16 protein-coding genes are annotated in these 19,989 nt (G+C 64.6%); 6 read left to right on the top strand and 10 right to left on the bottom strand.

Translation table 11 applies throughout. The features are described from left to right. Window positions 1–42 precede the first annotated feature (42 nt). Window positions 43–2,148: a S9 family peptidase gene (locus tag ACVWYQ_RS21760; protein WP_404544673.1), complete on the bottom strand. Its 2,106-nt coding sequence runs from the start codon at window positions 2,146–2,148 to the stop codon at window positions 43–45. 305 nt (window positions 2,149–2,453) lie between these two features. Here ACVWYQ_RS21760 and ACVWYQ_RS21755 point away from each other — a divergent pair, with 305 nt between their 5' ends. Both ACVWYQ_RS21755 and ACVWYQ_RS21750 read left to right on the top strand, forming a co-directional pair. Further along, a complete protein-coding gene (locus ACVWYQ_RS21755; RefSeq protein ID WP_442869280.1) occupies window positions 2,454–3,890 on the top strand; it encodes an MBOAT family O-acyltransferase in 1,437 nt (478 codons plus the stop codon). Next, on the top strand, window positions 3,890–4,999 hold the full coding sequence (locus ACVWYQ_RS21750; RefSeq protein ID WP_456726374.1) for a hypothetical protein: 1,110 nt from the start codon (window positions 3,890–3,892) through the stop codon (window positions 4,997–4,999). Before ACVWYQ_RS21755 ends, ACVWYQ_RS21750 begins: the two co-directional genes overlap by 1 nt. Before the next feature lie 157 nt (window positions 5,000–5,156). Here ACVWYQ_RS21750 and ACVWYQ_RS21745 read toward each other — a convergent pair whose 3' ends face one another. The 3 genes from ACVWYQ_RS21745 to ACVWYQ_RS21735 all read right to left on the bottom strand — a co-directional run bounded on the left by ACVWYQ_RS21745 (window position 5,157) and on the right by ACVWYQ_RS21735 (window position 9,065). Further along, on the bottom strand, window positions 5,157–6,344 hold the full coding sequence (locus ACVWYQ_RS21745; protein WP_456726373.1) for a pyridoxal-phosphate-dependent aminotransferase family protein: 1,188 nt from the start codon (window positions 6,342–6,344) through the stop codon (window positions 5,157–5,159). Between the two features lie 106 nt (window positions 6,345–6,450). Further along, window positions 6,451–7,176, bottom strand: coding sequence for a thermonuclease family protein (locus ACVWYQ_RS21740; protein ID WP_456726372.1), 726 nt, complete (start codon window positions 7,174–7,176; stop codon window positions 6,451–6,453). A 158-nt stretch (window positions 7,177–7,334) separates the two neighbouring features. After that, window positions 7,335–9,065 (bottom strand): hypothetical protein, encoded by a 1,731-nt coding sequence (locus tag ACVWYQ_RS21735; RefSeq protein WP_456726371.1) that lies wholly within the window; start codon window positions 9,063–9,065, stop codon window positions 7,335–7,337. 420 nt (window positions 9,066–9,485) lie between these two features. On the opposite strand from ACVWYQ_RS21735, the gene ACVWYQ_RS21730 reads away from it, so the two are divergent. After that, window positions 9,486–10,334 carry a caspase family protein gene (locus tag ACVWYQ_RS21730; RefSeq protein ID WP_157287219.1) on the top strand — a complete coding sequence of 283 codons (849 nt, stop codon included), beginning with the start codon at window positions 9,486–9,488 and terminating at the stop codon, window positions 10,332–10,334. Window positions 10,335–10,618: 284 nt separating this feature from the next. Here ACVWYQ_RS21730 and ACVWYQ_RS21725 read toward each other — a convergent pair whose 3' ends face one another. The 4 genes from ACVWYQ_RS21725 to ACVWYQ_RS21710 form a co-directional block, all read right to left on the bottom strand. Next, window positions 10,619–11,512: an efflux RND transporter periplasmic adaptor subunit gene (locus tag ACVWYQ_RS21725; RefSeq protein WP_456726370.1), complete on the bottom strand. Its 894-nt coding sequence runs from the start codon at window positions 11,510–11,512 to the stop codon at window positions 10,619–10,621. A 200-nt stretch (window positions 11,513–11,712) separates the two neighbouring features. Further along, on the bottom strand, window positions 11,713–11,883 hold the full coding sequence (locus tag ACVWYQ_RS21720; protein ID WP_404544666.1) for a hypothetical protein: 171 nt from the start codon (window positions 11,881–11,883) through the stop codon (window positions 11,713–11,715). 68 nt (window positions 11,884–11,951) lie between these two features. Further along, the gene (locus tag ACVWYQ_RS21715) at window positions 11,952–13,094 is read right to left on the bottom strand and encodes a lactonase family protein (RefSeq protein ID WP_404655756.1); all 1,143 of its coding nucleotides are present in this window, start codon (window positions 13,092–13,094) and stop codon (window positions 11,952–11,954) included. A 141-nt stretch (window positions 13,095–13,235) separates the two neighbouring features. After that, window positions 13,236–13,367 carry a hypothetical protein gene (locus ACVWYQ_RS21710; RefSeq protein WP_260345447.1) on the bottom strand — a complete coding sequence of 44 codons (132 nt, stop codon included), beginning with the start codon at window positions 13,365–13,367 and terminating at the stop codon, window positions 13,236–13,238. A gap of 148 nt (window positions 13,368–13,515) precedes the next feature. On the opposite strand from ACVWYQ_RS21710, the gene ACVWYQ_RS21705 reads away from it, so the two are divergent. Beyond that, complete coding sequence (locus ACVWYQ_RS21705; RefSeq protein ID WP_404654380.1) at window positions 13,516–13,692, top strand: hypothetical protein; 177 nt, start codon at window positions 13,516–13,518, stop codon at window positions 13,690–13,692. A 97-nt stretch (window positions 13,693–13,789) separates the two neighbouring features. After that, window positions 13,790–13,912 carry a hypothetical protein gene (locus ACVWYQ_RS21700; protein WP_256375387.1) on the top strand — a complete coding sequence of 41 codons (123 nt, stop codon included), beginning with the start codon at window positions 13,790–13,792 and terminating at the stop codon, window positions 13,910–13,912. A 30-nt stretch (window positions 13,913–13,942) separates the two neighbouring features. Here the strand turns inward: ACVWYQ_RS21700 and ACVWYQ_RS21695 are convergent, their stop codons facing one another. Further along, complete coding sequence (locus ACVWYQ_RS21695; protein WP_157287223.1) at window positions 13,943–14,086, bottom strand: hypothetical protein; 144 nt, start codon at window positions 14,084–14,086, stop codon at window positions 13,943–13,945. 110 nt (window positions 14,087–14,196) lie between these two features. Between ACVWYQ_RS21695 and ACVWYQ_RS21690 the strand changes: the two genes are divergently transcribed. Beyond that, the gene (locus ACVWYQ_RS21690; RefSeq protein ID WP_271539797.1) at window positions 14,197–16,377 is read left to right on the top strand and encodes a PAS domain-containing sensor histidine kinase; all 2,181 of its coding nucleotides are present in this window, start codon (window positions 14,197–14,199) and stop codon (window positions 16,375–16,377) included. On the opposite strand, the gene ACVWYQ_RS21685 is transcribed toward ACVWYQ_RS21690, so the two are convergent. Then, on the bottom strand, window positions 16,352–19,816 hold the full coding sequence (locus ACVWYQ_RS21685) for an ATP-binding protein (protein WP_456726369.1): 3,465 nt from the start codon (window positions 19,814–19,816) through the stop codon (window positions 16,352–16,354). The two genes, ACVWYQ_RS21690 and ACVWYQ_RS21685, sit on opposite strands and share 26 nt — an antisense overlap. Window positions 19,817–19,989: the final 173 nt, after the last annotated feature.

Genomic DNA, 19,989 nt, shown 5'->3' with positions numbered 1-19,989 from the left:
GCGCTACGCGCCTTTGCCCACCCTACGAGGCTGCGGCGATGGCTACACCCCGGCCTCCGCCGTTCCCGCCGCCCACAGCGCGAACGCATAGACGATCGCGACCTCATCCAGCCGGTCGAAGCGCCCCGACGCGCCGCCGTGGCCGGCGCCCATATTGGTGCGGAGCAGGACCGGGCCACCGCCGCTCATTGTGGCGCGCAGGCGCGCGATCCATTTGGCGGGCTCCCAGTAAGTGACCCGGGGATCAGTAAGTCCGCCCATCGCCAGGATCGCCGGATAGTCCTTTGCCGCGACGTTGTCGTAAGGCGAATACGACAGGATGGTGCGGAAATCCTTCTCGCTCTCGATCGGGTTGCCCCATTCCGGCCATTCCGGCGGCGTCAGCGGCAGCGTGTCGTCGAGCATGGTGTTGAGCACGTCGACGAACGGCACTTCGGCGACGATGCCGGCGAACAATTCGCCGGCGCGGTTGGCGACCGCGCCCATCAGCATGCCGCCGGCCGAGCCGCCATGACCGATGATGCGCTTGGCGCTGGTGTATTTCGCGTCGATCAGTGCCCGCGCGCTGGCGGCGAAATCGTCGAACGAGTTGGTCTTCTTCTCGCGCTTGCCGTCGAGATACCAGCCCCAGCCCTTGTCGGCGCCGCCGCGGATATGGGCGATGGCATAGACGAAGCCGCGATCGACCAGCGACAGGCGGTTGGCGCTGAACGAAGCCGGCATCGCCATACCGTAGGAGCCGTAGCCGTAGAGCAACAGCGGCGCTGCGCCGTCGAGCTTCAACCCGCGGCGATAGAGGATCGAGACCGGCACCTCGGCGCCGTCATACGATTTCGCCATGATGCGCGTCGTGACGTAGTCGGACGAGTTATGACCTGACGGAATCTCCTGCCGCTTGCGCAAGGTGCGCGTGCGCTTGACCATGTCGTAATCATAGACTTCCGACGGCGTCGTCATCGACGAATAGGAAAAGCGCAGATTGGTCGTCTCGAACTCGTAGGAGCCCATCGTGTCGAGCGAGTAAGCCGCCTCGTCGAAGGCGATGGCATGCTCCTCGTTTGAGACGAGATCGCGGATCACGACCGACGGCAGCGCATTGGCGCGCTCGAGCCGCACCAGATGGCCGGCATAGAGATCGAGGTCGATGATGTAGATGCCGGGCCGATACGGAATTAGATCGCGCCAGTTCTTGCGCTCGGGCTGGCTAAGCGGCGCGGTGACGATCTTGAAGTCGATGGCGTCGTCGGCATTGGTAAGGATGAACAGTTCGTCGCCGCGATCGGCGAGCGAATATTGCACGCCCTCCTCGCGCGCCGCGACGAGGCGCGGCGGCGCCTCGGGATTGGCGAGATCGATCAGCCGCTGCTCGCTAGTCTCGTGATCGCCGCCGGCGATGACGCAGAAGCGGCCGCTGGTGCTTTCATGCAGGTGGGTGAACCAGCCGGCATCCTGCTCCTCATAGACCAGCGTGTCGTCGGCCTGCTTGGTGCCGAGCTTGTGCCGCCACACCTGCATCGGCCGATGATTGTCGTCGAGCTTCACATAGAAGAAGGACTTGGCATCCGCGGCCCAGACCACGCCGCCGTCGGTCTCCTCGACGAGATCGTCGAGATCCTTGCCCGTCGCCCAGTCGCGGACGCGGATCGAAAAATATTCCGAGCCCTTGGTGTCCGCGCTCCAGGCCTGCAGCTTGTGATCGTAGGAGTGGCGGCTGCCGCCGAACTTGAAATATTGGTGGTCCTTGGCGAGCGCGTCGCCATCGAGCACGATATGGCCTTCGCCGCCGTCGCGCGGCATGCGCCCGAACAGCTCGTGCTGCCCGCCCTCGCGAAACCTGCGGAAATAGGCGAAGGGGCCGTCGGGCGACGGCACGCTCGAATCGTCCTCCTTGATCCGCCCGCGCATCTCCCGCACCAGCGTCTTCTGCAGGCCCGAGGTGTGGCCGAGCAGGCTCTCGGTGTAGGCGTTCTCCTCGTCGAGATATTTGCGGATATCAGGGTCGAGCACTCCGGGATCGCGCAGCACCTCCTGCCAGTTCGCGTCCTTCAGCCAGGCATAGTCGTCGGTCACGGTGATGCCGTGCCGCGTGAAGGAATGCGGCCGGCGCGGGGCGACGGGGGGCTTCGAAGGCGTCTTGGCTTGGGTCACTCGGTCCTCATTCGTCAGCACATCGTCTTGTCTTAACCTCGCCCCGCTTGCGGGGAGAGGTCGCCGCGAAGCGGCGGGTGAGGGGGTACAGGTCCCTCGACCATCTCGCCTGCGGAGACAGGCCCCTCACCCCAACCCTCTCCCCGTGAGAACGGGGAGAGGGAGAAGAAGGGCCGCCGCTTGTTCGCGCGTTCCCTTATATCGTTCCGATTCCGCGGATTGCCAGCGCGACCGCCCATGCTGCCGGGTTGTTGATCGGCCCCTTGTGTGCTTTGAGGGACAATATCCCGCCGCCGGTCCAGCCGATGCTGTTCAATTCCTATGCGTTCATCCTGCTGTTCCTGCCGGTCGTGCTCGCCGGCTATTTCCGGCTCGGCCGGCGCAGCAATCTGGCTCCGGTGGTCTGGCTGGCGCTGGCTTCGATCACCTTCTACGCAATCGGCGGCTGGCAGTTCGTCGCCCTGCTGCTGCTCTCGATCGCCTTCAACTACGGCGTCGGCCATCTTCTCATCGTGGCGGAGCTCACGCAGCCGCAACGGAAGGCCGCGCTCGCGCTCGGCCTCGCCGGCGATCTCCTCATGCTCGGCATCTTCAAATATGCCGGCTTCGTCGCCGAGAACGTCAACGCGCTGCTCGGCACGCATGTCGCGCTCCACATCCTGCTGCCGGTCGGCATCTCCTTCTACACCTTCACCCAGATCGCGTTCCTGGTCGACGCTTATCGCGGTCAGGTCGCGGCCTATGCGCTGCCGCATTACGCGCTGTTCGTGACTTACTTCCCGCATCTGATCGCGGGGCCCATCCTCCATCACAAGGACATGATCCCGCAATTCGAGCACGAGGAGACCAAGCGCCCGGACGGGCATCTCATGTTGTGCGGAATCATCATCTTCGCGATCGGCCTGTTCAAGAAGACCTGCCTTGCCGACGGCATCCAGCCGCTGGTCGCGCTCGCTTTCGAGGCGCGCTCGCCGAGCTTCGACCAGGCCTGGCTTGGCGCGCTCGCCTACACCTTCCAGCTCTATTTCGACTTCTCCGGCTATTCCGACATGGCGATCGGCATCTCGCTGATGTTCGGCATCTTCCTGCCCGTCAATTTCAATTCGCCCTACAAGGCCACCAGCATCGTCGAGTTCTGGCGGCGCTGGCACGTGACGCTGTCGCAATTCCTGCGCGACTATCTCTACATCCCGCTCGGCGGCAACCGCCACGGCCGCGTGCTGCGCTACGTCAATCTGCTGATCACGATGCTGCTCGGCGGGCTCTGGCACGGCGCGGCCTGGACTTTTGTCATTTGGGGCGCGCTGCATGGCGTGTATCTCTGCATCAATCATGCCTTCAATGCCTTGGTGCCGAACGGTCCGCCGCTGATTGCACGCCCAGCTCGCATCGCCGGCGCCGTGCTGACCTTCCTCGCCGTCGTCATCGCCTGGGTGTTCTTCCGCGCCGCGAGTGTGGAATGGGCGTTGCGCGTCCTTCACGCGATGGCTGATCCCGCCAACATCGTGCTCGGCCGCGAGGAGATCGCAGCCCTGGTGCAGGTCACAATCTATGCGGCGCTGGTGTGGCTGGCGCCGAACACGCAAGCGCTGATCGGATACGACCACGGCAACCGCGAGGTCGGCGAGGCCTTGCGGGCAGGGCGCACGCGGCCGTTGGCGCTCTATGCGGCCTCGCTGCTGCTCGCCTTCGGCGTCCTGGGCATCCAGAGCCACAGCGAATTCATCTACTTCCGGTTCTGATGCAGGGCGCGTTCATCCATCTCAGGCGTCTTCTGCTGGCGAGCGCGGCCTGCGTGCTTGGCGCCGCAGCGCTCACCTTCATCGTCGATCCCCTGCAGCTGTTCCGCCCCTCGCGCCTGGTCCCGGCCTTCTACTCGGAGGACACGCGCGTGCAGAATGCCGGGCTGATCAGCAGCCAGCCGTTCGACACCGCCTTCATGGGCACCTCGCTCGCGATCCATTTCCGCCAGAGCGACATCGATCGCGCGCTTCGTGTCCGCTCGCTGAAGCTGGCCATGACCGGCTCCAATTCGCGCCAGCAGGCCTTCGTGCTGGAGCAGGCGATCGACCGCGGCGCAAGGCGCGCGATCTGGGAAATGGACGATTTCATCTTCATCGATGCCGCGGACATCGAGACCGACCCCTATTTGTCCGTCGATCTTTATCGCCGAACCGCCAAGGGCATCGCCTCCTATCTGTTCAGCGCGGCGATGACGAAGGAATCGGTGTTCGCGCTGCTGCGGTCCGTCCCGCTGCTGCGGGAGCCGCTGACGCGTGCGTCGTCTTATCTGCCGGTCAAGTTCGCGCTGGCGGACGTCGACGACATCTACGCCCTGCCGCGTGATTTCGACGTTGCGCGAGACTACAACGCCAGAAAGACGCTCGCCGCCTTCACCTACATCACTGATCCCGTGCGCCGTCGCTTCCTCGGCGAAGGCTACAGCTACGAAGCCATGGTCCGGCATTTCGAGCACGACGCCGTCGGCCTGATCGCGCGCCACCCCGACGTGACGTTCGACATCTACCTCCCGCCCTATTCGATCCTGCAATTCGTCGCGATGCGCGACGCCTCGCCCGAAACGCTGAAGATCGTCACCGATCTCACGGCGCACATTGCGCAGCGTCTGACGCAACTGCCCAACGTCCGCCTGCACGATTTTCGCGCGATCAAGGCCATCACGCACGATCTCGACAACTACAGCGACGTCATCCACCATTCGCCGGTGGTGGACGCGAAGGTGTTGAAGTGGCTTGCGAGCGGGGAGCACCGCGTCGACCCGAAAGCGCCGCTCGCGTCGCTGAATGAGCTGAAGGCGCAGGTAGAAGCGTATCGCGCTCCGAGGCCGTAGGGACGTCGCGCAGGACGATTCGAGAATCCCGTGTCCCGGACGCGGTGCGGCGCGAAGTGCCGCTCCGCAGAGCCGGGACCCATCGGAGCCACTGGGCCCCGGCTCAGCAGCGCATCACTCCGTGCTGCGCTGCGTCCGGGGCACGAGCGCGGCTTTCCTACGCCGCCACCTCGTCCCCGAGATACGACACCGCCGCCTCCAGCCCGCCCTTGCCGTGCGGGATCTTCAGCGCGTTCAGCCCGACCTCGATCACGCCGAGCGTGCCGAGCAGCATCGGCGCATTGACATGGCCCATATGGGCGATGCGGAAGGCCTGTCCGGAGAGATCGCCGATGCCGGTGCCGAGCACGACGCCGCACTTGTCCTTGCAATAGCGTTGCAGCACCGCCGGATCGTGGCCGTTGCTCATCGTTACCGTGGTCACGGTGTTGGAGCGCTCGCTGGCTTCGGCCACGTTGAAGCCGAGCACCTGGCCTTCCGACCAGACCGAGACCGCGCGGCGGGCGGCTTCGCCGAGCAGGCTGTGGCGGCGGAAGGCGTTCTCGAGCCCTTCCTCGTGCAGCATGTCGATCGCCTTGCGCAACGCGAACAGCAGATGCACCGGCGCGGTGCCGGCATATTTGCGATAATTCTCGGTGCCCTCGCGCTCGCTCCAGCTCCAATAGGGCGTCGACATGTTGGCCTTCTTGTGCACCTCGAGCGCGCGCGCATTGGCGGCGACGAAGCCGAGGCCGGGCGGCGTCATCAGGCCCTTCTGCGAGCCGGACATCGCAACGTCGATACCCCATTTGTCCATCTCGAACGGCATGCAGCCGAGCGAGGCGACGGTATCGACCATGTAGAGCGCGGGATGGCCGCTCGCCTTGATCGCCTTGCCAATCGCCTCGATGTCGTTCTGCACGCCGGAGGCCGTGTCGACCTGGACCACGACGACGGCCTTGATGCTGTGCTCCTTGTCGCGGCGCAGGCGTTCCTCGACCTCGTGCGGCCGCACCGCGCGGCGCCAGTCGCCCTTGATCACCTCGACCTCGGCGCCCATCAGCGCCGCCGCGTTGCCCCAGCCGATCGCAAAGCGTCCGCTCTCCAGCACCAGCACCTTGTCGCCGCGCGACAGCACGTTGCTCAGCGCCGCTTCCCAGGCGCCGTGACCGTTGGCGATGTAGATGTAGGACTTGCCCTTGGTCGCGAACAGCTTGGAGATGTCGCTGAGCAAGCTCTCGGTGAGATCCAGCATCTCCTTGGCGTAGATGTCGATCGCCGGACGGTGCATTGCCCGCAGCACCTCGTCGGGCATCGTGGTGGGCCCGGGGATGGCCAGAAACTCCCGGCCCGCGCGAACGGTCATTGCTGTCGGTCCTTATTGCCAGAGAACAGGATGGTGGGTCGCTGAATCATAGTTCTACGCGGCGTCGCGTCTCGAGAAAAGCGCGCAAAACGCAGGTCTGGGGCTCTTATCTCTTGGTCTCCCGGCAACCGGCCGCTTCGGCCTCTTCGACCGAGCAGAACCAGCGGGTGCCCTTGCTGATCTTCATCTTGATCTGGGTGTACCAGCGGCTGGTCGGCTGGTGGTAGATGCACTCGCCCGCGCTGTTCACGTTGCCCTTGATGGTGCAGTCCGGCGACGGCGCGACCGGCCCCGAGGCCGAAGCGAGCAGCACCGCGTGCGCGCCGTCCGGCGGCTTGGTCGCGCCGAGGATCGCGGTCTTCTTGTTGCGCTCGCGCCAGTCCCACGGCGCGATGAAGGCACCCTGCCACATGCCGGCTTTTGCCTCGCGCGCGGCCTTTTCATCCGCCTCAAAGTCGCGCGACATGCGGGTGTAGGCCAGCGCCCAGCCGTTGCGCACCAGCCATTTCTGGATGTCCTCGCCGCCAACCTCGCAGCGCGCCACGGTGCGGCCGCGTCGGTCGACCGATCTCGGGTGGCAGATCCAAGTCTTGCCCTCGGCGTATCTGGCGAGCTCATCGCGGGCCGCGACGCCGCAAGTCCAGCGCTCGGTCTTGGTGTTGAGGCAGAGCTGGTCGATTGCAGGCGCGTCGATGCCGCCGAGCCGGATCCGCGTGGTGCCGATCACCACGGCATCGCCAGCGCGGACCTTTGCCGTGCCGGTGATCTCGGCGGCATCCGCCAGCGAAGGGATGGCGAACAAAGACAGCGCAATCAGGACCTTTCGCAACATTCCCCGTCCAGTTGTGATGAAAATCTCGATAGACGGCGCAATTGTGGTCGGCTTTTGGCCGCGCGGCCAGCGCATGCCGAACAGATAGGCTTTCAACTTCCTGTCATTGGGCGGGCGAGTTGCGAATGGTGAGTGGCGAGTAGGGCGAGTGCCATTCGCTATTCGCCATTCACCATTCGCCTTCGGGCCACCGCCAGCCCCATCAGCACGAACGCCGAGGTCACCTCGGGCCCACCGACCAGGATCCGCGTCGGCGTCTTCATCTTGTTCCATTCATAGGCGCGGAACGGGCCGCGGCGGCCGCCTTCGCCGAGCCCGGCGACGATCACGTTCAGCGCCGGTGCGAAGGCGCGCGGGTCGGCGCCGAGATGGCCGAGCGCGATCAGCGCCAGCGCGGCGTCGAACACGTTCATCTCGGCCGCCATCAGCTCGCCCTTGACGTAGGACAGCACGCGGTGGCGGATGAAATCGAAATCGCCGGCGGGATCGATCGCGGCCTGCGCCGCCAGCGGCAGCGCCAGGAAGGCGGCATAGCAGCGGCCGAAATAGGCGCTGTAGAGCTCCGGCAGATAATAGATGTGCGAGCGCGGATTGGCGAAGGCGCCGCTGGCCGCGAGGCGCTTCTGGAATCCGATGATGCGATGGACGGTGGCGAGCCGCGACGGCGTCTCCAAAACCTTCCAGCGCTCAAGGTTGCGGAAGCTGACCTCGAGAATGTCGAGATTGAGCGTCGGATCGAGATCGTTGCCGTAAGGGCGCTCGCCCTTAAGATTGTCGATCCAGGTCGCAACCCCGCCCTCATAGTCGATATTGTCGTTGAGCGGCACGGTCACGCGCGGTTCGTTGACGCCGGCGCGCACCTGATAGCCCGCATAGAAGTCCAGGAGCGGCTGGTCGATGATGGCGTCGGTACAGCCGGCCTGCGTCGCCGCGGAGATCGAGCAGGCCGTGGTGTCGCAATCCGGCACGTAGATGCCGAAACCGAGGTCCTGCTTGATCTGCGCGAAGTAACGGGAGAAGCGCGGATGCGGCGCCGGCGCCAGTGCGGTGACGACGTTGAAGCGCGCGCCGCCCAAGCCCTCGACCTCCTCGCGACTGATGTTGACGCAGAAATCGACCATGTCGGCGATCGCGCGCTCCGCCGCGACCTTGTCGGCCGGGGAGGCGAGCCCGGTCTCGACGAAGCTGAGGAGGGCCTCGATGAAGAACGCGTCGTAATAGGCCGAGCGGTGGCGGATCTGCACCGGCTCCCACATCGGCTCGGCAATGCCTTTCCAGGGCGGATTGACCACGGCGCGCGCGGGCGAGCGCGCGATGAAGACGCGGGCGAGGTTGAACAGCAGCGAGGAATTCTTGTAGCCGCGCGCGTTGAGGCCCGTGAGCGCCATGATCAGCTCGCGGCCGCGGACATCAGGATCGCCGATCAGGTTGAAGGCGGCGTAGGTCGGCAGGAAGCCGTTGCGGCGGTACGAGCCGAGCAGATGCTGCGCGCAATCGCGGATCACGCCGTCGATCTCAGCGCTCTGCGGCATGGTGGCGGTGAACGGCACCGGCGGCGGCCTGGGATGGTCGAGCGCGATGCTGTCGACGAGATCGGCGATCGGTTGCCCGACCGCTGCCCAGTCGGGCTCGGCCTGGTCGCGGGCCTGGGTGAGGGCCGCGCGCAGCCGCGTCAGCGTCCCCTCGTCGCGCAGTTCGGGCAGGCCGGCGCGGCGGAGCAGGATCCGCAGCGCGGGATTGCCGAGGGCGGTCCTGTAGAACTTGGCCAGATGCGGATCACCGCTGGCCGCATCGGACAATACGGGATCGCAGACGTCGTAAAGCGAGGGGCCGTCCTTCCGCGCCGTCAGCGCCCGGCAGGCGGCGCCGGCAAAATAATGAAAGCTCATGAAATACCTGGTCGCGGGGGCCTTGGTCGGGGACATCAGGCACGCTGGCATCTGCGCGCCACCCCCTGCAAGTCGTTGAAAAGGCTACTCGGATTCGCAGGAAATACAAATGTGACGAACGTCACGGAAAAGCCGGCGCGAGGGCTGCATGGTCGATCCCCGGAATGCTACCGGGAAGCCATCAAAGCAGGACTTGAGCTGGGAGAATTAGCTAACACATTCAGCTACTTAGTTCAAATTTTGGGCAATCTATTGCCCCAGGGCCTATATCCGGTTAAGGGTTTGTTTGGTGCGGCGCCGCAAATTGCGCGCAATTCGGGGGCACTTCCCCGGCCAATCCCTCAAACCTAAAGACGCTATCGCGCTACTCAAACAGTGTGCGCGCGCTTGGATGATCTTTGGCACAGGAAACGAAGCGAGATGAATGTAAAGCAGCTCGACCTTTCCAGACGTACGATCGCCCTCGCCGCGGCCCTTATCGGCACGGTGTCGCTGGTGATCGGCGCCCATGCTGCTCTCAACATGCGTGCGATCGATGCCGCCAAGGCGGTGTCGACCGACCAGATCACCGGTTCGATCGGCCAGACCTCGCGCCTCGCGCTCGTCATCGGCAATGGACATTATCCCGACGCCAGCGCGCCGCTGACGCAGTCGATCAACGACGCCCGTGCGCTGTCCTCGTCGCTGCGCAAGAACGGCTTTGACGTCGACATGGTGGAAGATGCGACCCGCGACGACATGGTCCGGGCCGTCAACCGCCTGAAGTCCCGGATCACCCGCGACAGCGTCGTCATGCTGTTCTTCGGCGGCTACGGCGTGCAGGCCGGCCGCGAGAGCTACATGCTGCCGGTCGATGCCGTGATCTGGAAGGAAAACGACGTCCGCCGCCATGGCGTCTCCATCGACGGCGTGCTCGACATGATGAAGGAGCAGGGTGCCAAGGCCAAGCTGGTCGTGGTCGATGCCTCCCGCCGCAATCCTTACGAGCGCCGCTTCCGCTCCTACAGCCACGGTCTCGCGCCGATCAGCGCGTCCGACAATGCGCTCATCCTCACCTCCGCCTCGCCCGGCAAGGTCGTCGACGACGGCAAGGGTGAGCACAGCGTGCTGGTCAGCGAGTTCCTCAACAACCTCAGCAAGCCCGGCAGCGCCGAGAGCGTCTTCAACAAGACCCGCCTCGCCATCTCCCGCGCCAGCGAAGGCGACCAGGTCCCGACCGTATCGTCGTCGCTGCTCGAAGACGTCCGTTTCGGCGAAGCCGGCGGTTAGTTCTTCTTACCCTCCGCGCGTAAGCGCGAGCGGGGTGGGGTGATCTCTCAACACGAACAGCAATTGTAGGGTGGGCAAAGGCGCAAAGCGCCGTGCCCACCATCTCTCCATGATTTCGTAGAAGACGTGGGCACGCTTCGCTTTGCCCACCTACGGCATGCGTGCCCGGGGCACCGCTGCCTCTCCATCGTCATTGCGAGGAGCGAAGCGACGAAGCAATCCAGAATCTTTCTACGGAGAGATTCTGGATTGCTTCGCTTCGCTCGCAATGACGGTCGTGGCCGCTACTTCGCCGCTTCCGCGCTCGCCATCACGGGACGCACCGGATCGCCTTCGCGCAGCAATGCGCCGGCGCGGGCGACGACGACATCGCCCTCGTTGAGGCCGTCGCGGACCTCGATGTTGCCGCCGGACATCAAGCCGACCTCGACACGCTTGGTCTCGACCCGGTTGCGGCGGATCACCTGCACCACGGTGCCGGCGGACGAATATTGCACGGCGGTCAGCGGCACCGCCACGTTGCAGCTCTGCCCGGTCTTGATCAGCGCGCGCCCGCTCCCATTCAGCAGCAGCCGCTTCTGCGAGGAGATGCCGATATAGACCATGCCCTGCTGGATGTTCGGCTCGACGGTCGGTCCGATGCGGCGCACCTTGCCGCTGATGTCGCCGCCACCTGGGATCCGCACGGTGGCCTGCTGATTGACCGCGAGCTTGCGCACATCGGTGGTGGCGACGAGGCCGACGAGGTCGTACTCGCTGCGCGCCACGATCGTGAACAGCGCCTCGCCCTTGGCCGAGGCGAAGTTGCCGATCTGCGCGGTCGAGGTCGCGATCACCCCCGCCACGGGCGCGGTGACCTGAAGCGTGCCGCCTTCGGGCAGCGCCAGCCGGGCCAGCACCTGGCCCGCGGTGGTGGTGTCGCCGGCTTCCGCCAGCACGTCCGTGACCTTCAGGCCGGGCCGCTCGGGCCGCACCGAGGTTTCCTCGCGCGCGATGATCGTGCCGGTGGCTTCGACGACGTCGGAGAAGCAGGATTTCGCGACCTTCAGCACCGTGACCGCCGGCCCCTTCGGCGCGTCGTCATCGGCGGCGCCGGCCGGATGGGGGCTGAGGACGAGCAGGCCGGCGACGGCTGCGGAGCACAGTTTTCGAACGACGGCGCGGGGCAAATGACGCATCGGAAATTCCAATTGGGTAAATTCCACTTGGGCTACGCCTCCAATCGATAGCAGATGGCCGCCGCCTGCACTACGGCCGCGTCGTCCCGAAACAGGACGCCGTGCCGCCGCAGGCATCGCGGCAAGTCCTTGATGACAAGTCTTTGATGAGTCGCGGGATTGGAGAACAGGTTCGCTCCGAAGAGCTCGCGCGGGGGCCGTCAGCGGCGCCGCTCACCCAGCAGCTTGCCGCTGGTCCGCTCGATCAGATGTAACCGCGTGCAGGCCGGACACGACACCGACACGTGCGTGCGGTCGCTCGGCTCGTCGGTAAGCCGATGCTGCACGTTCAGGCCCGTCTGAGGGCATTTGAAAACAATCTGCCGGTCCATGACCGAGATATGACGCCAAGCTGGCGCCTCGCAAATTACGGATGATTACGTAGGTCGGCGACGGCCCCTCACGGCAGGTTCAGGAACTCGACCCAGTTCGGCCTCTTGCCGGTGGGGTAGGATTTCAGCTTGGCCAGCGCACCGCTGCCCTGGTCGATGGCATAGACCGTCATGCTATCGGAGAGCTCGCCGACCGCGGCGAGATAGCGGCCGGTGGGATCAACCTGAAAGCCGCGTGGTTGCTTCTCGGTCGGCACGCTGCCGATTTTGGTCAGCTTGCCGCTCGGGCCATCGACCCTGTAGGCGGTGAGCGTGCTGGTGGTGCGCTCGGAAGCGTAGAGGAAGCGGCCGTCCGGCGTGATGTGGATGTCGGCCGCCCAAGGCTTCTTATTAGGCTCTTTTCCCGAAAACCCTTCCGGCAGCGCGGTGGTGCGCTGGATCTCGTCCCACGCGCCGCTCCTGGCTTCATAAGTGAAGGCCGCGACATCGCCGTTCAGCTCATGGAGGAGATAGACGAACTTGCCGCCGGGATGAAACACGAAGTGCCGCGGCCCCGATTTTTCCGGCACCTTGTACGCCGGCGGATCGTTCGGCGTCAGCGTGCCGGCCGTGGCATCGAATGCGAAGGCCAACACCTGATCGGAGCCGAGATTGGTCGCGAATGCGAAGCGGTTGTCGGGCGATGGCAGGAAGGCGTGGGCGTTCAGCCCGGTCGGGATCACCTGCTTGGGCTCGCCTGCGACGCCGTTGCCAAGCAGCGGATTCAGCGCGACCTTGTTGCCGCCATAGGAGGCGCTGAACAGGAACTTGCCGCTGCGGTCGATGGCGATATGCGCCATGCTGTCCGCGAGCGGTCCGTTGCCGAGATGGCTGAGCTCGCCCGTCTTGGGATCGATCGCAAAGCTCACCGCGAGAGTGGGCTGCGATCGGATTCCGGCAATCAGCGTGCGGTGATCGGGCGTGATCGCGAGCGGTGTCGAGGAGCCCGGCTTTTCGACGCCCTTGAAGGCGGCCGTCTGCACGAGCGTCATCTCGCCGCTCTCGCTCATCTTGAACACGCTGATGTCGTTGCTGTCGGCGTTGCCGACATAGGCGAAGGTTTCGGCCATACCGGCACGGACTCCAGAAATGAGGGTAAGCGAAGCGAGCAGGGCGGCGGCGATCGCAGCGCGTGGCGCGCGCGATGCGATGCGTCGGATCGGTCTCGACATCGGTCTCGACATGGGCTCCTCCTGAAGGCCGGCTCACGGCATTGTCGTTTTGGCCGCGAGCATAGCGGGCGGAGCGCCGCCGCACCAAAATCCAATGGGGATCGATCGATGCCGAAATCGTATCGGTCGCGGGATGCCGGGTCAGCGCGCCGCTGCGGTTCGGGAGGGCAGACGCAACCCGGACGGCTGGTCCGGCGGCCCGAGCATGGTCCACACGGTGATCGCGACCAGGGCGGAGGTCATGAGGGTCCAGAGGATGAGTCGTTTTCGCATCAGGCCAATCCATCGGTGCAAGCCGCGAGGCCAAGGGCCGCGTCAGCGATCCTGCACCGCAAAGAGCGGCGGTTCTATGAGGCCGTTCACAGGGCGAAAACGGCCGATGCTGTCGCGAACCAATGCGCTGCGAACGCATTGAACCGACATGTCCCGCGCAAACGATCTCGAAGGCAAGCCCGACATGGGCGGCAAGCATGGCGGTCAAGCCGGCCAGCCCGAGCTTCCGCCGCGCCCGCACGAGGGCGAGCGCGATGCGGACGTCGTGGCAAAGCGCCACACCGGCCAAACCGATCGGGCGGCGCCGCCGACCAAACCAAAATAGTACCTTGCGCCCCCCTCGCGGCAGGCCCCGCGCCGGGAACGGCGGCATCGTTCTGCCGTTAGCTCGGGGCGTGAGAGAGGGAAAGGGAGGCTGGCTCGTGTTTTGGATCTGTTGGAACACCGCCTGGTCGCTGATCATCAGCGGCATCTGGGTCGCCACGATCGTCAGCCACCCCGATTCCGAATTCGTCGAAGTGCAGGCCGCCAGACGGCAGATGTGAGCGTGCCGCCCTTTCCAGGCGCGTCCCGGTTCACGTCATGCTGCCGGGCATGAAGCAGCGGATCATGGGACGGCCGTTGACGTAATAAGGCCAGACCATGGTGCGCCCGGCGCGGTTGGGCTCGGTGATGACGGTGTCGTCGGGCACCTCGACCCGATTGCCGAGGAGCCGCACTCGGCGCCGCCAGGTCTCAACCAGCAGTTGGCAGGCCTTGGAACGCTCCGGGCTTCCATGCGTTCAAGCTCATTGCGTAGGCGCCCGCCTGCGGCACGTCGGGGCTAAGTATGTCGAATGTCGAAGAATTTCCGCTTTCTGCCCGCAAGCTGACTGAATTCGAGGCCCTCGTGACCGCGGCTCCTGCAGCGCTCGAGGCCATCCCCGGCGCCGTCTATGTCTGCGATAGCGAAGGCTGGATCGTGACCTATAATGGCGCAGCCGCGGAATTGTGGGGAAGGACTCCCGAGCTTGGCTCGGTCGAGAAGTTCTGCGGGTCGCACCGTCTCTACAAGATGGACGGTACCCTGCTTCCCCATTCCGAGTGCCCGATGGCCACGGCGATCCGGCTCGGGCTCCCTACACGCAACACGGAGGTCACGGTCGAACGACCTGACGGCTCGCAGATCACCGCGCTCGTGAACATCCGTCCCCTGCGCGATCATGCCGGCCGCATCCAGGGCGCAATCAACTGCTTTCAGGATGTTTCAGATCGCAAGAAGATCGAACAAGAGGTCCGCGCGAAGACCAAGGATCTCGAGGACTTCTTCGAGAACAGTGCGGTTGGGCTCCACATCGTGGGTGGCGATGGCATCATTCGCCGGGCCAATCAGGCCGAGCTCGATCTGCTGGGCTACAGCGCCGAAGAATATATCGGTCACCACGTGGCCGAATTTCACGCGGACGCCCCCATCATCGGCGACATTCTTCACCGGCTGTCCTGTGGCGAAAGGCTCGACCGCTATCCCGCCCGCCTGCGCGCGAAGGATGGCTCGATCAAGCACGTACTGATCACCTCGAACAGTCGTGTCGAGGACGGCAAGTTCGTCAGCACGCGCTGCTTCACGACTGACGTCACCGAGCTGCACGTGGCCGAGCTGGCGCGCGAGGCGAGCGAGACTCGCCTCGCTGCAACCTACCAGGCCGCCAGCGTCGGCATCGCCGAGGCGGATGAACATGGGCGGCTGCTCCGGGTCAACGATTACCTGAGCGAGATCACCGGGCGATCCCGTGAAGATCTGCTGGCGATGAGCTTTTCCGATTACACCCATCCCGACGATTGCGCCGCGGACCTTGCGCTCTACGAGCAACAGGTGCGTGGCGAGATTCCCAGCTATACCTATCGCAAGCGCGCCCTGCGCCCCGACGGCAGCGTGCGTTATCTTGAGATTTTCAGCTCTTCAGTCAGGGACAGCGCGGGCCGCTTCCGTTACGGCGTTCGCGTCAGTCACGACGTCACCGAAGCCAAGCGTTTACAGGATCGGATCCGCGAGAGCGAGCAGCATATGCGCGATCTGCTCGAGGCGCTGCCCGCCGCGCTCTACACAACCGACGCAAAAGGTCGCATCACTTTCTACAACAAGACCGCCGTCGAGATGGCCGGGCGCACGCCGCTGCCCGGCGACGAATGGTGCGTGACCTGGAAGCTCTATTGGCCGGACGGCACGCCCCTGCCGCACGACCAATGTCCGATGGCGATCGCGCTCCGGGAAGGACGGCCCGTGCGCGGCGTGGAAGCTGTCGCGGAGCGACCGGACGGCACGCGCGTACCGTTCATTCCCTATCCGACGCCGCTCTACGATTCCGACGGCAGGATGATCGGTGCGGTCAACATGCTGGTCGACATCACCGAACGCAAGCGCGCGGAAGTGGCGCAAGCGCTTCTGATCGACGAGCTCAATCATCGCGTCAAGAATACCCTGGCCACGGTGCAATCGCTTGCCAGCCAGACCGCGCGCCATACCAGCAGCCTGGACGACTTCAAGCGAACCTTCGAGGGACGGTTGCTGGCGCTCTCCCGTGCGCATGATCTCTTGACCGAGCGCAAGTGGCAGGACGCGCCGCTCCAGCGGCTCGTCGAGGACATCACGGCGCCCGTGGCCGAGGATGGCCGGATCAGGATGGAAGGTCCACACGTCGCGCTCAATGCGCGCTCGGCGCTCAGCTTTACGATGGTTCTCAACGAACTCCTGACCAATGCGACCAAGTACGGTGCCTTGTCGGCGCCGGATGGGACGCTCTCGATGCGATGGACCCTGCGGAATGGCGGGCACGGCACCATCCTCGACTATGAATGGGTGGAAACAGGAGGCCCGAAAGTCATGCCGCCCGTGCGCCGCGGCTTCGGCACGCGGCTGATGGAGCGCTGTGTCGAGGCGGACCTCGGCGGCGAGTTCGATCTCGCCTTCGAACCCGGCGGCGTGCGCTGTCGCATGTCGATGCCGGTCACGGGCACTGTCGGATCGAATTGATTCGCGCGATCCATGGCTGATCTCTGGATGACAGCATATCGAGCTCGTTTGCTAGCGCCATGGCTTCTTTCACGTCTGGCGTGACGAGCCCTTCACGGAGCCTGCCGACAACAGGCACAAGCAGGTCCACCGCCTGCTCAAGCTTGTCGGAATCTCGCCAGAGGCGGGCCAGGCTGACGGCTGTCCGCAGCTCCCAGGAGCGGGCATTCTGTCCGCGCGCGACTTCCAGCGACTGCACGAACAACTCCTCGGAGTCGGCCGCTGGTCCGGCATGGGCCCGGATGAACTCCCCTTGCAGGCGGTAGATCTCCGCCAGATAGAAGTGATCGCCCGTCCTCTTCGCGACCGTCAAGGCACCATCGAGCGCGCGCAAGGCCGCTTCCGACAGACCGGCCCTCGCATAGCCTTGCGCGAGGAGGCATCTGAACCAGCAACTGGCGAGCCAGGAATTCTGCGCCTCATAACCCTCGACGCCCGTGCGCATTTCGCTCAGACCTGCATCCATGTCCCCGAGCTCAGTCAGCGCCCATCCATGCAGAATGGTGGCCTGTTGCTTCCAATGCAGAAAGCCGTGTTGCGATGAAATGGTCATCGCGCGGCTGGCATAATCTCTGGTGCCCGTGACGTCGCGCAGATGCTGACAAAGGTATGCGCCAAACACTTGCGCGAATGCCAGCGTAAAAGGATGGCGCATTTGCTCGGCATCGGAAATCGCCTGCTCGCTGTGCTGCCGCGCGGTGTCGGGCTGGCCCAGGAACCATAGCAGGTATCCGAGGTACGACATCGACATGACGCCTGGATTGAGGAGCCTTTCCGCCGAACCGCGATGCAGAGCCGGATCATCGAGTTGGATGGAGCGACGAAGATGATGTTGCGCCGCCAGAAACCGCCCGCGGTAAAGCATGGTCGCCGCGATCGACCTGTGGGCCTCCACGAGGTACAGGGTCTGCTTCGACAGCAACTCGCTCGGACGTTCCCGTTTGGCGAATTTCAGGAGTGCGGCACTCAGACCGTGTGCCTTGGTCAGGTCAGCCCGAATGAAGTGGTGCATCCAAAGCCCTCTTATCGCCGCAAGCACCTTGTCTTCATCATCGAGCTGCCGTCCGAGCTCGAGGCCTCGGGCAAAATTGTCTTCCACCTCCTGTGTGCCGTAACCTTTGGCAGCGATCAGCGCGTTACCCAGCGCAATGCGAAGCTCCAGCTCCATTTCATCGCGGTCGGGCATCTCGGGACTGCCGAGGACGACCGCTAGGCCACGGCGCAGATGGCCGATCGCTTCCAAATAGGCTCCCAACCTTGCGGCGTGCCTGCCGGCCTTGATCCAGGAAGCTGCCGCCGGCTGGCTTTGATCGGATTCGGTCAGATGATAGGCGAGAAGCTCCGGCTCGCGCTCGGTCTTTTCCGGATAGTTCTGAGTCAGCACCGACGCGATCCGCGCGTGGAGCCGTCTCCTCTCGCTGCGCAACAGGCTCGCATGCGCTGCATCCTGGATCATCACGTGCTTGAACGAGTAGAGCGCATCCGGCGGATGACCCAGCTGGACGATCAGCCCTGCCTCCTCCAGGCGATCGAGCGCCGCCTCGATCTGGTCGGCTGGTACGGAGGCGACAGCGTTCAGCATCTCGTAGGAGAACTGCCGGCCGATGGTGGCTCCGATCTGTGCGACCCGCTTGAACGGGCCCAGCCGATCCAGACGTGCCATCAGCGAATCCATCAGCGTCGCCGGGATGGCCAGCGGTCGCCACGAACCGGAGAGCACATAGTTTCCCCGTTCCTCGGTCAGAAGGTCGCTTTCGAGAACGGCTTTGGTCAGCTCCTCGACGAACAGCGGCACGCCGTCGGTCTTGACGATGATGTCCTCGACGATTTCCTTCGGCATTTTGCGGCTGCCGGCAACCCGCTCGACCAAGGTCGTCCGCTGCTGCCGGCTCAGCCTGTTCAGCACCAGCGTCGTGATGTGAGAGTGAGCGCTCCAGCTCGGCTTGAATTCGGAACGGCAAGTGATGACGACGAGAATGGGCGTGTACTGGACCCGCTCCACCAGCAGATCGATGACCTCCCGGGATGTCGGATCGATCCAATGGGCGTCCTCGAAGGCGATCACCAGCGGCTGATCGTGCGCGAGGCCCAGGAGATGATTGATGAGGGCGGAGACGATGGCGTCCTTTTGCTGCTGCGGCGACAGATCGAGCGGAGGATAGCGACCTCCGGTCGGGATCGACAGCAGCGCCGCAAAGAGCGGCGTCATCTGCTCGATGTCGCCATGCGCGGCCGCAACGGTCCGCTCGAGACTCGACAGAGACGAGGCCGAAGCATCGTCGCGGTCGAGGCCCAAGGCAAATTTGAGCTGCTCGATGAAGGGATGGAACGCCGTCGAGCTATAGTAGGGCGAACACTGGAACGAGACATGCCCGTGCCGATCCCCCGCGATCCGCACGAAGATTTCCTGGACGATGCGCGACTTGCCAATGCCCGGCTCCCCGAACAGCACCACGACCTGGCCGTCGCCCGCCTTGGCCTGCTCCCAGCGGCCGAGCAGAACCGTGATCTCGTCGTGGCGATTGACGAGTGGCGTCAGCCGGGAGCCGATGGCTGCGGCAAAGCGGGTCTCCACGCGCGACGGCCGAACCACATGCCACGCCTGTGTTCTTCCGGCTATGCCCTTGAGTGCATGGACCCCGAGATTGCGATAGTCGAACTTTCCCTTCAACAGCGACTGCGTCGACGACGAGATGACCACCCCGTTCGGTGGCGCCAGGCCCTGCAATCGCGCCGCCAGATTGACGGTCTCGCCGACCGCGGAATCGCGCTCCTCGGTCCCCTGGCCGACCAAGTCGCCCACGACCACCAGTCCCGTCGCGATGCCGATCCGGACGGCGGGCGCATGGCTGAGCGCACCCAGCGGCTCGATCGCAGGCGCGGTCGACAATGTCCGCACGATCTCGAGACCAGCCCGCACCGCTCGCTCGGCATCGTCCTCATGCGCTTTCGGGTAGCCGAAATAGACCAGGATGCCGTCGCCGACGAAGCGGGCGGCAAATCCTTCATAGTGTTTGACCACACCGACGCAGGTTTCGCGAAAGCTCGCGATCATGTCACGCACGTCCTCGGGATCGAACTGTGCGGAGAGCGCGGTGGAATCGACCATGTCGCAGAACATCGTGGTGAGCTGGCGACGTTCCGCAACGATTGCCGTAGCGGGCAATGTGTAGCCCGCGGCTGGCGCGGCCATTCCGGAAAGGGACGCCGTTGTACGCTGAAGCCGCTTGCGGTCTCCGAGCGGCAGTCCAATCTGTGCCAGATCCGACTCGGTCAGGTGGGGCAGGATGTCGAGATCGATGCGATGGCGGACGAAGAGCTCCGTGTATTGGCTGAGCCCAACGCTTTCAAGCCAGTGTCTCAGACGCTCCGTCCCCGTCCTCGACTCATCATTCGGCATGCAGAAATCCCTGGTTCAAATTGCGCTGAACGGCTCCAAAATGCCGGTGGTTTGCGCTTGGATTGGGACTCGATGCGACTCTTCGTTGCGGCGGCCAATGAAGGCAAACCATCGGTATTTGAGCGTTTCTCGCCCGCCCTCTCGAAAATAAGGCGGATCGGCGGCTCACCACT

This window comes from Bradyrhizobium sp. USDA 3397, from assembly GCF_054060965.1.
The sequence above is the reverse complement of the archived record's forward strand: the minus strand, read 5'-3'. Positions and strand labels throughout refer to the sequence as shown.

Bases quoted from the DNA above. Each gene is read 5' to 3' on its own strand.
- ACVWYQ_RS21755 (WP_442869280.1), top strand. From the start codon at position 2,454: ATGCTGTTCAATTCCTATGCGTTCATCCTGCTGTTCCTGCCGGTCGTG.
- ACVWYQ_RS21750 (WP_456726374.1), top strand. From the start codon at position 3,890: ATGCAGGGCGCGTTCATCCATCTCAGGCGTCTTCTGCTGGCGAGCGCG.
- ACVWYQ_RS21745 (WP_456726373.1), bottom strand. From the start codon at position 6,344: ATGACCGTTCGCGCGGGCCGGGAGTTTCTGGCCATCCCCGGGCCCACC.
- ACVWYQ_RS21740 (WP_456726372.1), bottom strand. From the start codon at position 7,176: ATGTTGCGAAAGGTCCTGATTGCGCTGTCTTTGTTCGCCATCCCTTCG.
- ACVWYQ_RS21735 (WP_456726371.1), bottom strand. From the start codon at position 9,065: ATGAGCTTTCATTATTTTGCCGGCGCCGCCTGCCGGGCGCTGACGGCG.
- ACVWYQ_RS21730 (WP_157287219.1), top strand. From the start codon at position 9,486: ATGAATGTAAAGCAGCTCGACCTTTCCAGACGTACGATCGCCCTCGCC.
- ACVWYQ_RS21725 (WP_456726370.1), bottom strand. From the start codon at position 11,512: ATGCGTCATTTGCCCCGCGCCGTCGTTCGAAAACTGTGCTCCGCAGCC.
- ACVWYQ_RS21720 (WP_404544666.1), bottom strand. From the start codon at position 11,883: ATGGACCGGCAGATTGTTTTCAAATGCCCTCAGACGGGCCTGAACGTG.
- ACVWYQ_RS21715 (WP_404655756.1), bottom strand. From the start codon at position 13,094: ATGTCGAGACCGATCCGACGCATCGCATCGCGCGCGCCACGCGCTGCG.
- ACVWYQ_RS21710 (WP_260345447.1), bottom strand. From the start codon at position 13,367: ATGCGAAAACGACTCATCCTCTGGACCCTCATGACCTCCGCCCTGGTC.
- ACVWYQ_RS21705 (WP_404654380.1), top strand. From the start codon at position 13,516: ATGTCCCGCGCAAACGATCTCGAAGGCAAGCCCGACATGGGCGGCAAG.
- ACVWYQ_RS21690 (WP_271539797.1), top strand. From the start codon at position 14,197: ATGTCGAATGTCGAAGAATTTCCGCTTTCTGCCCGCAAGCTGACTGAA.
- ACVWYQ_RS21685 (WP_456726369.1), bottom strand. From the start codon at position 19,816: ATGCCGAATGATGAGTCGAGGACGGGGACGGAGCGTCTGAGACACTGG.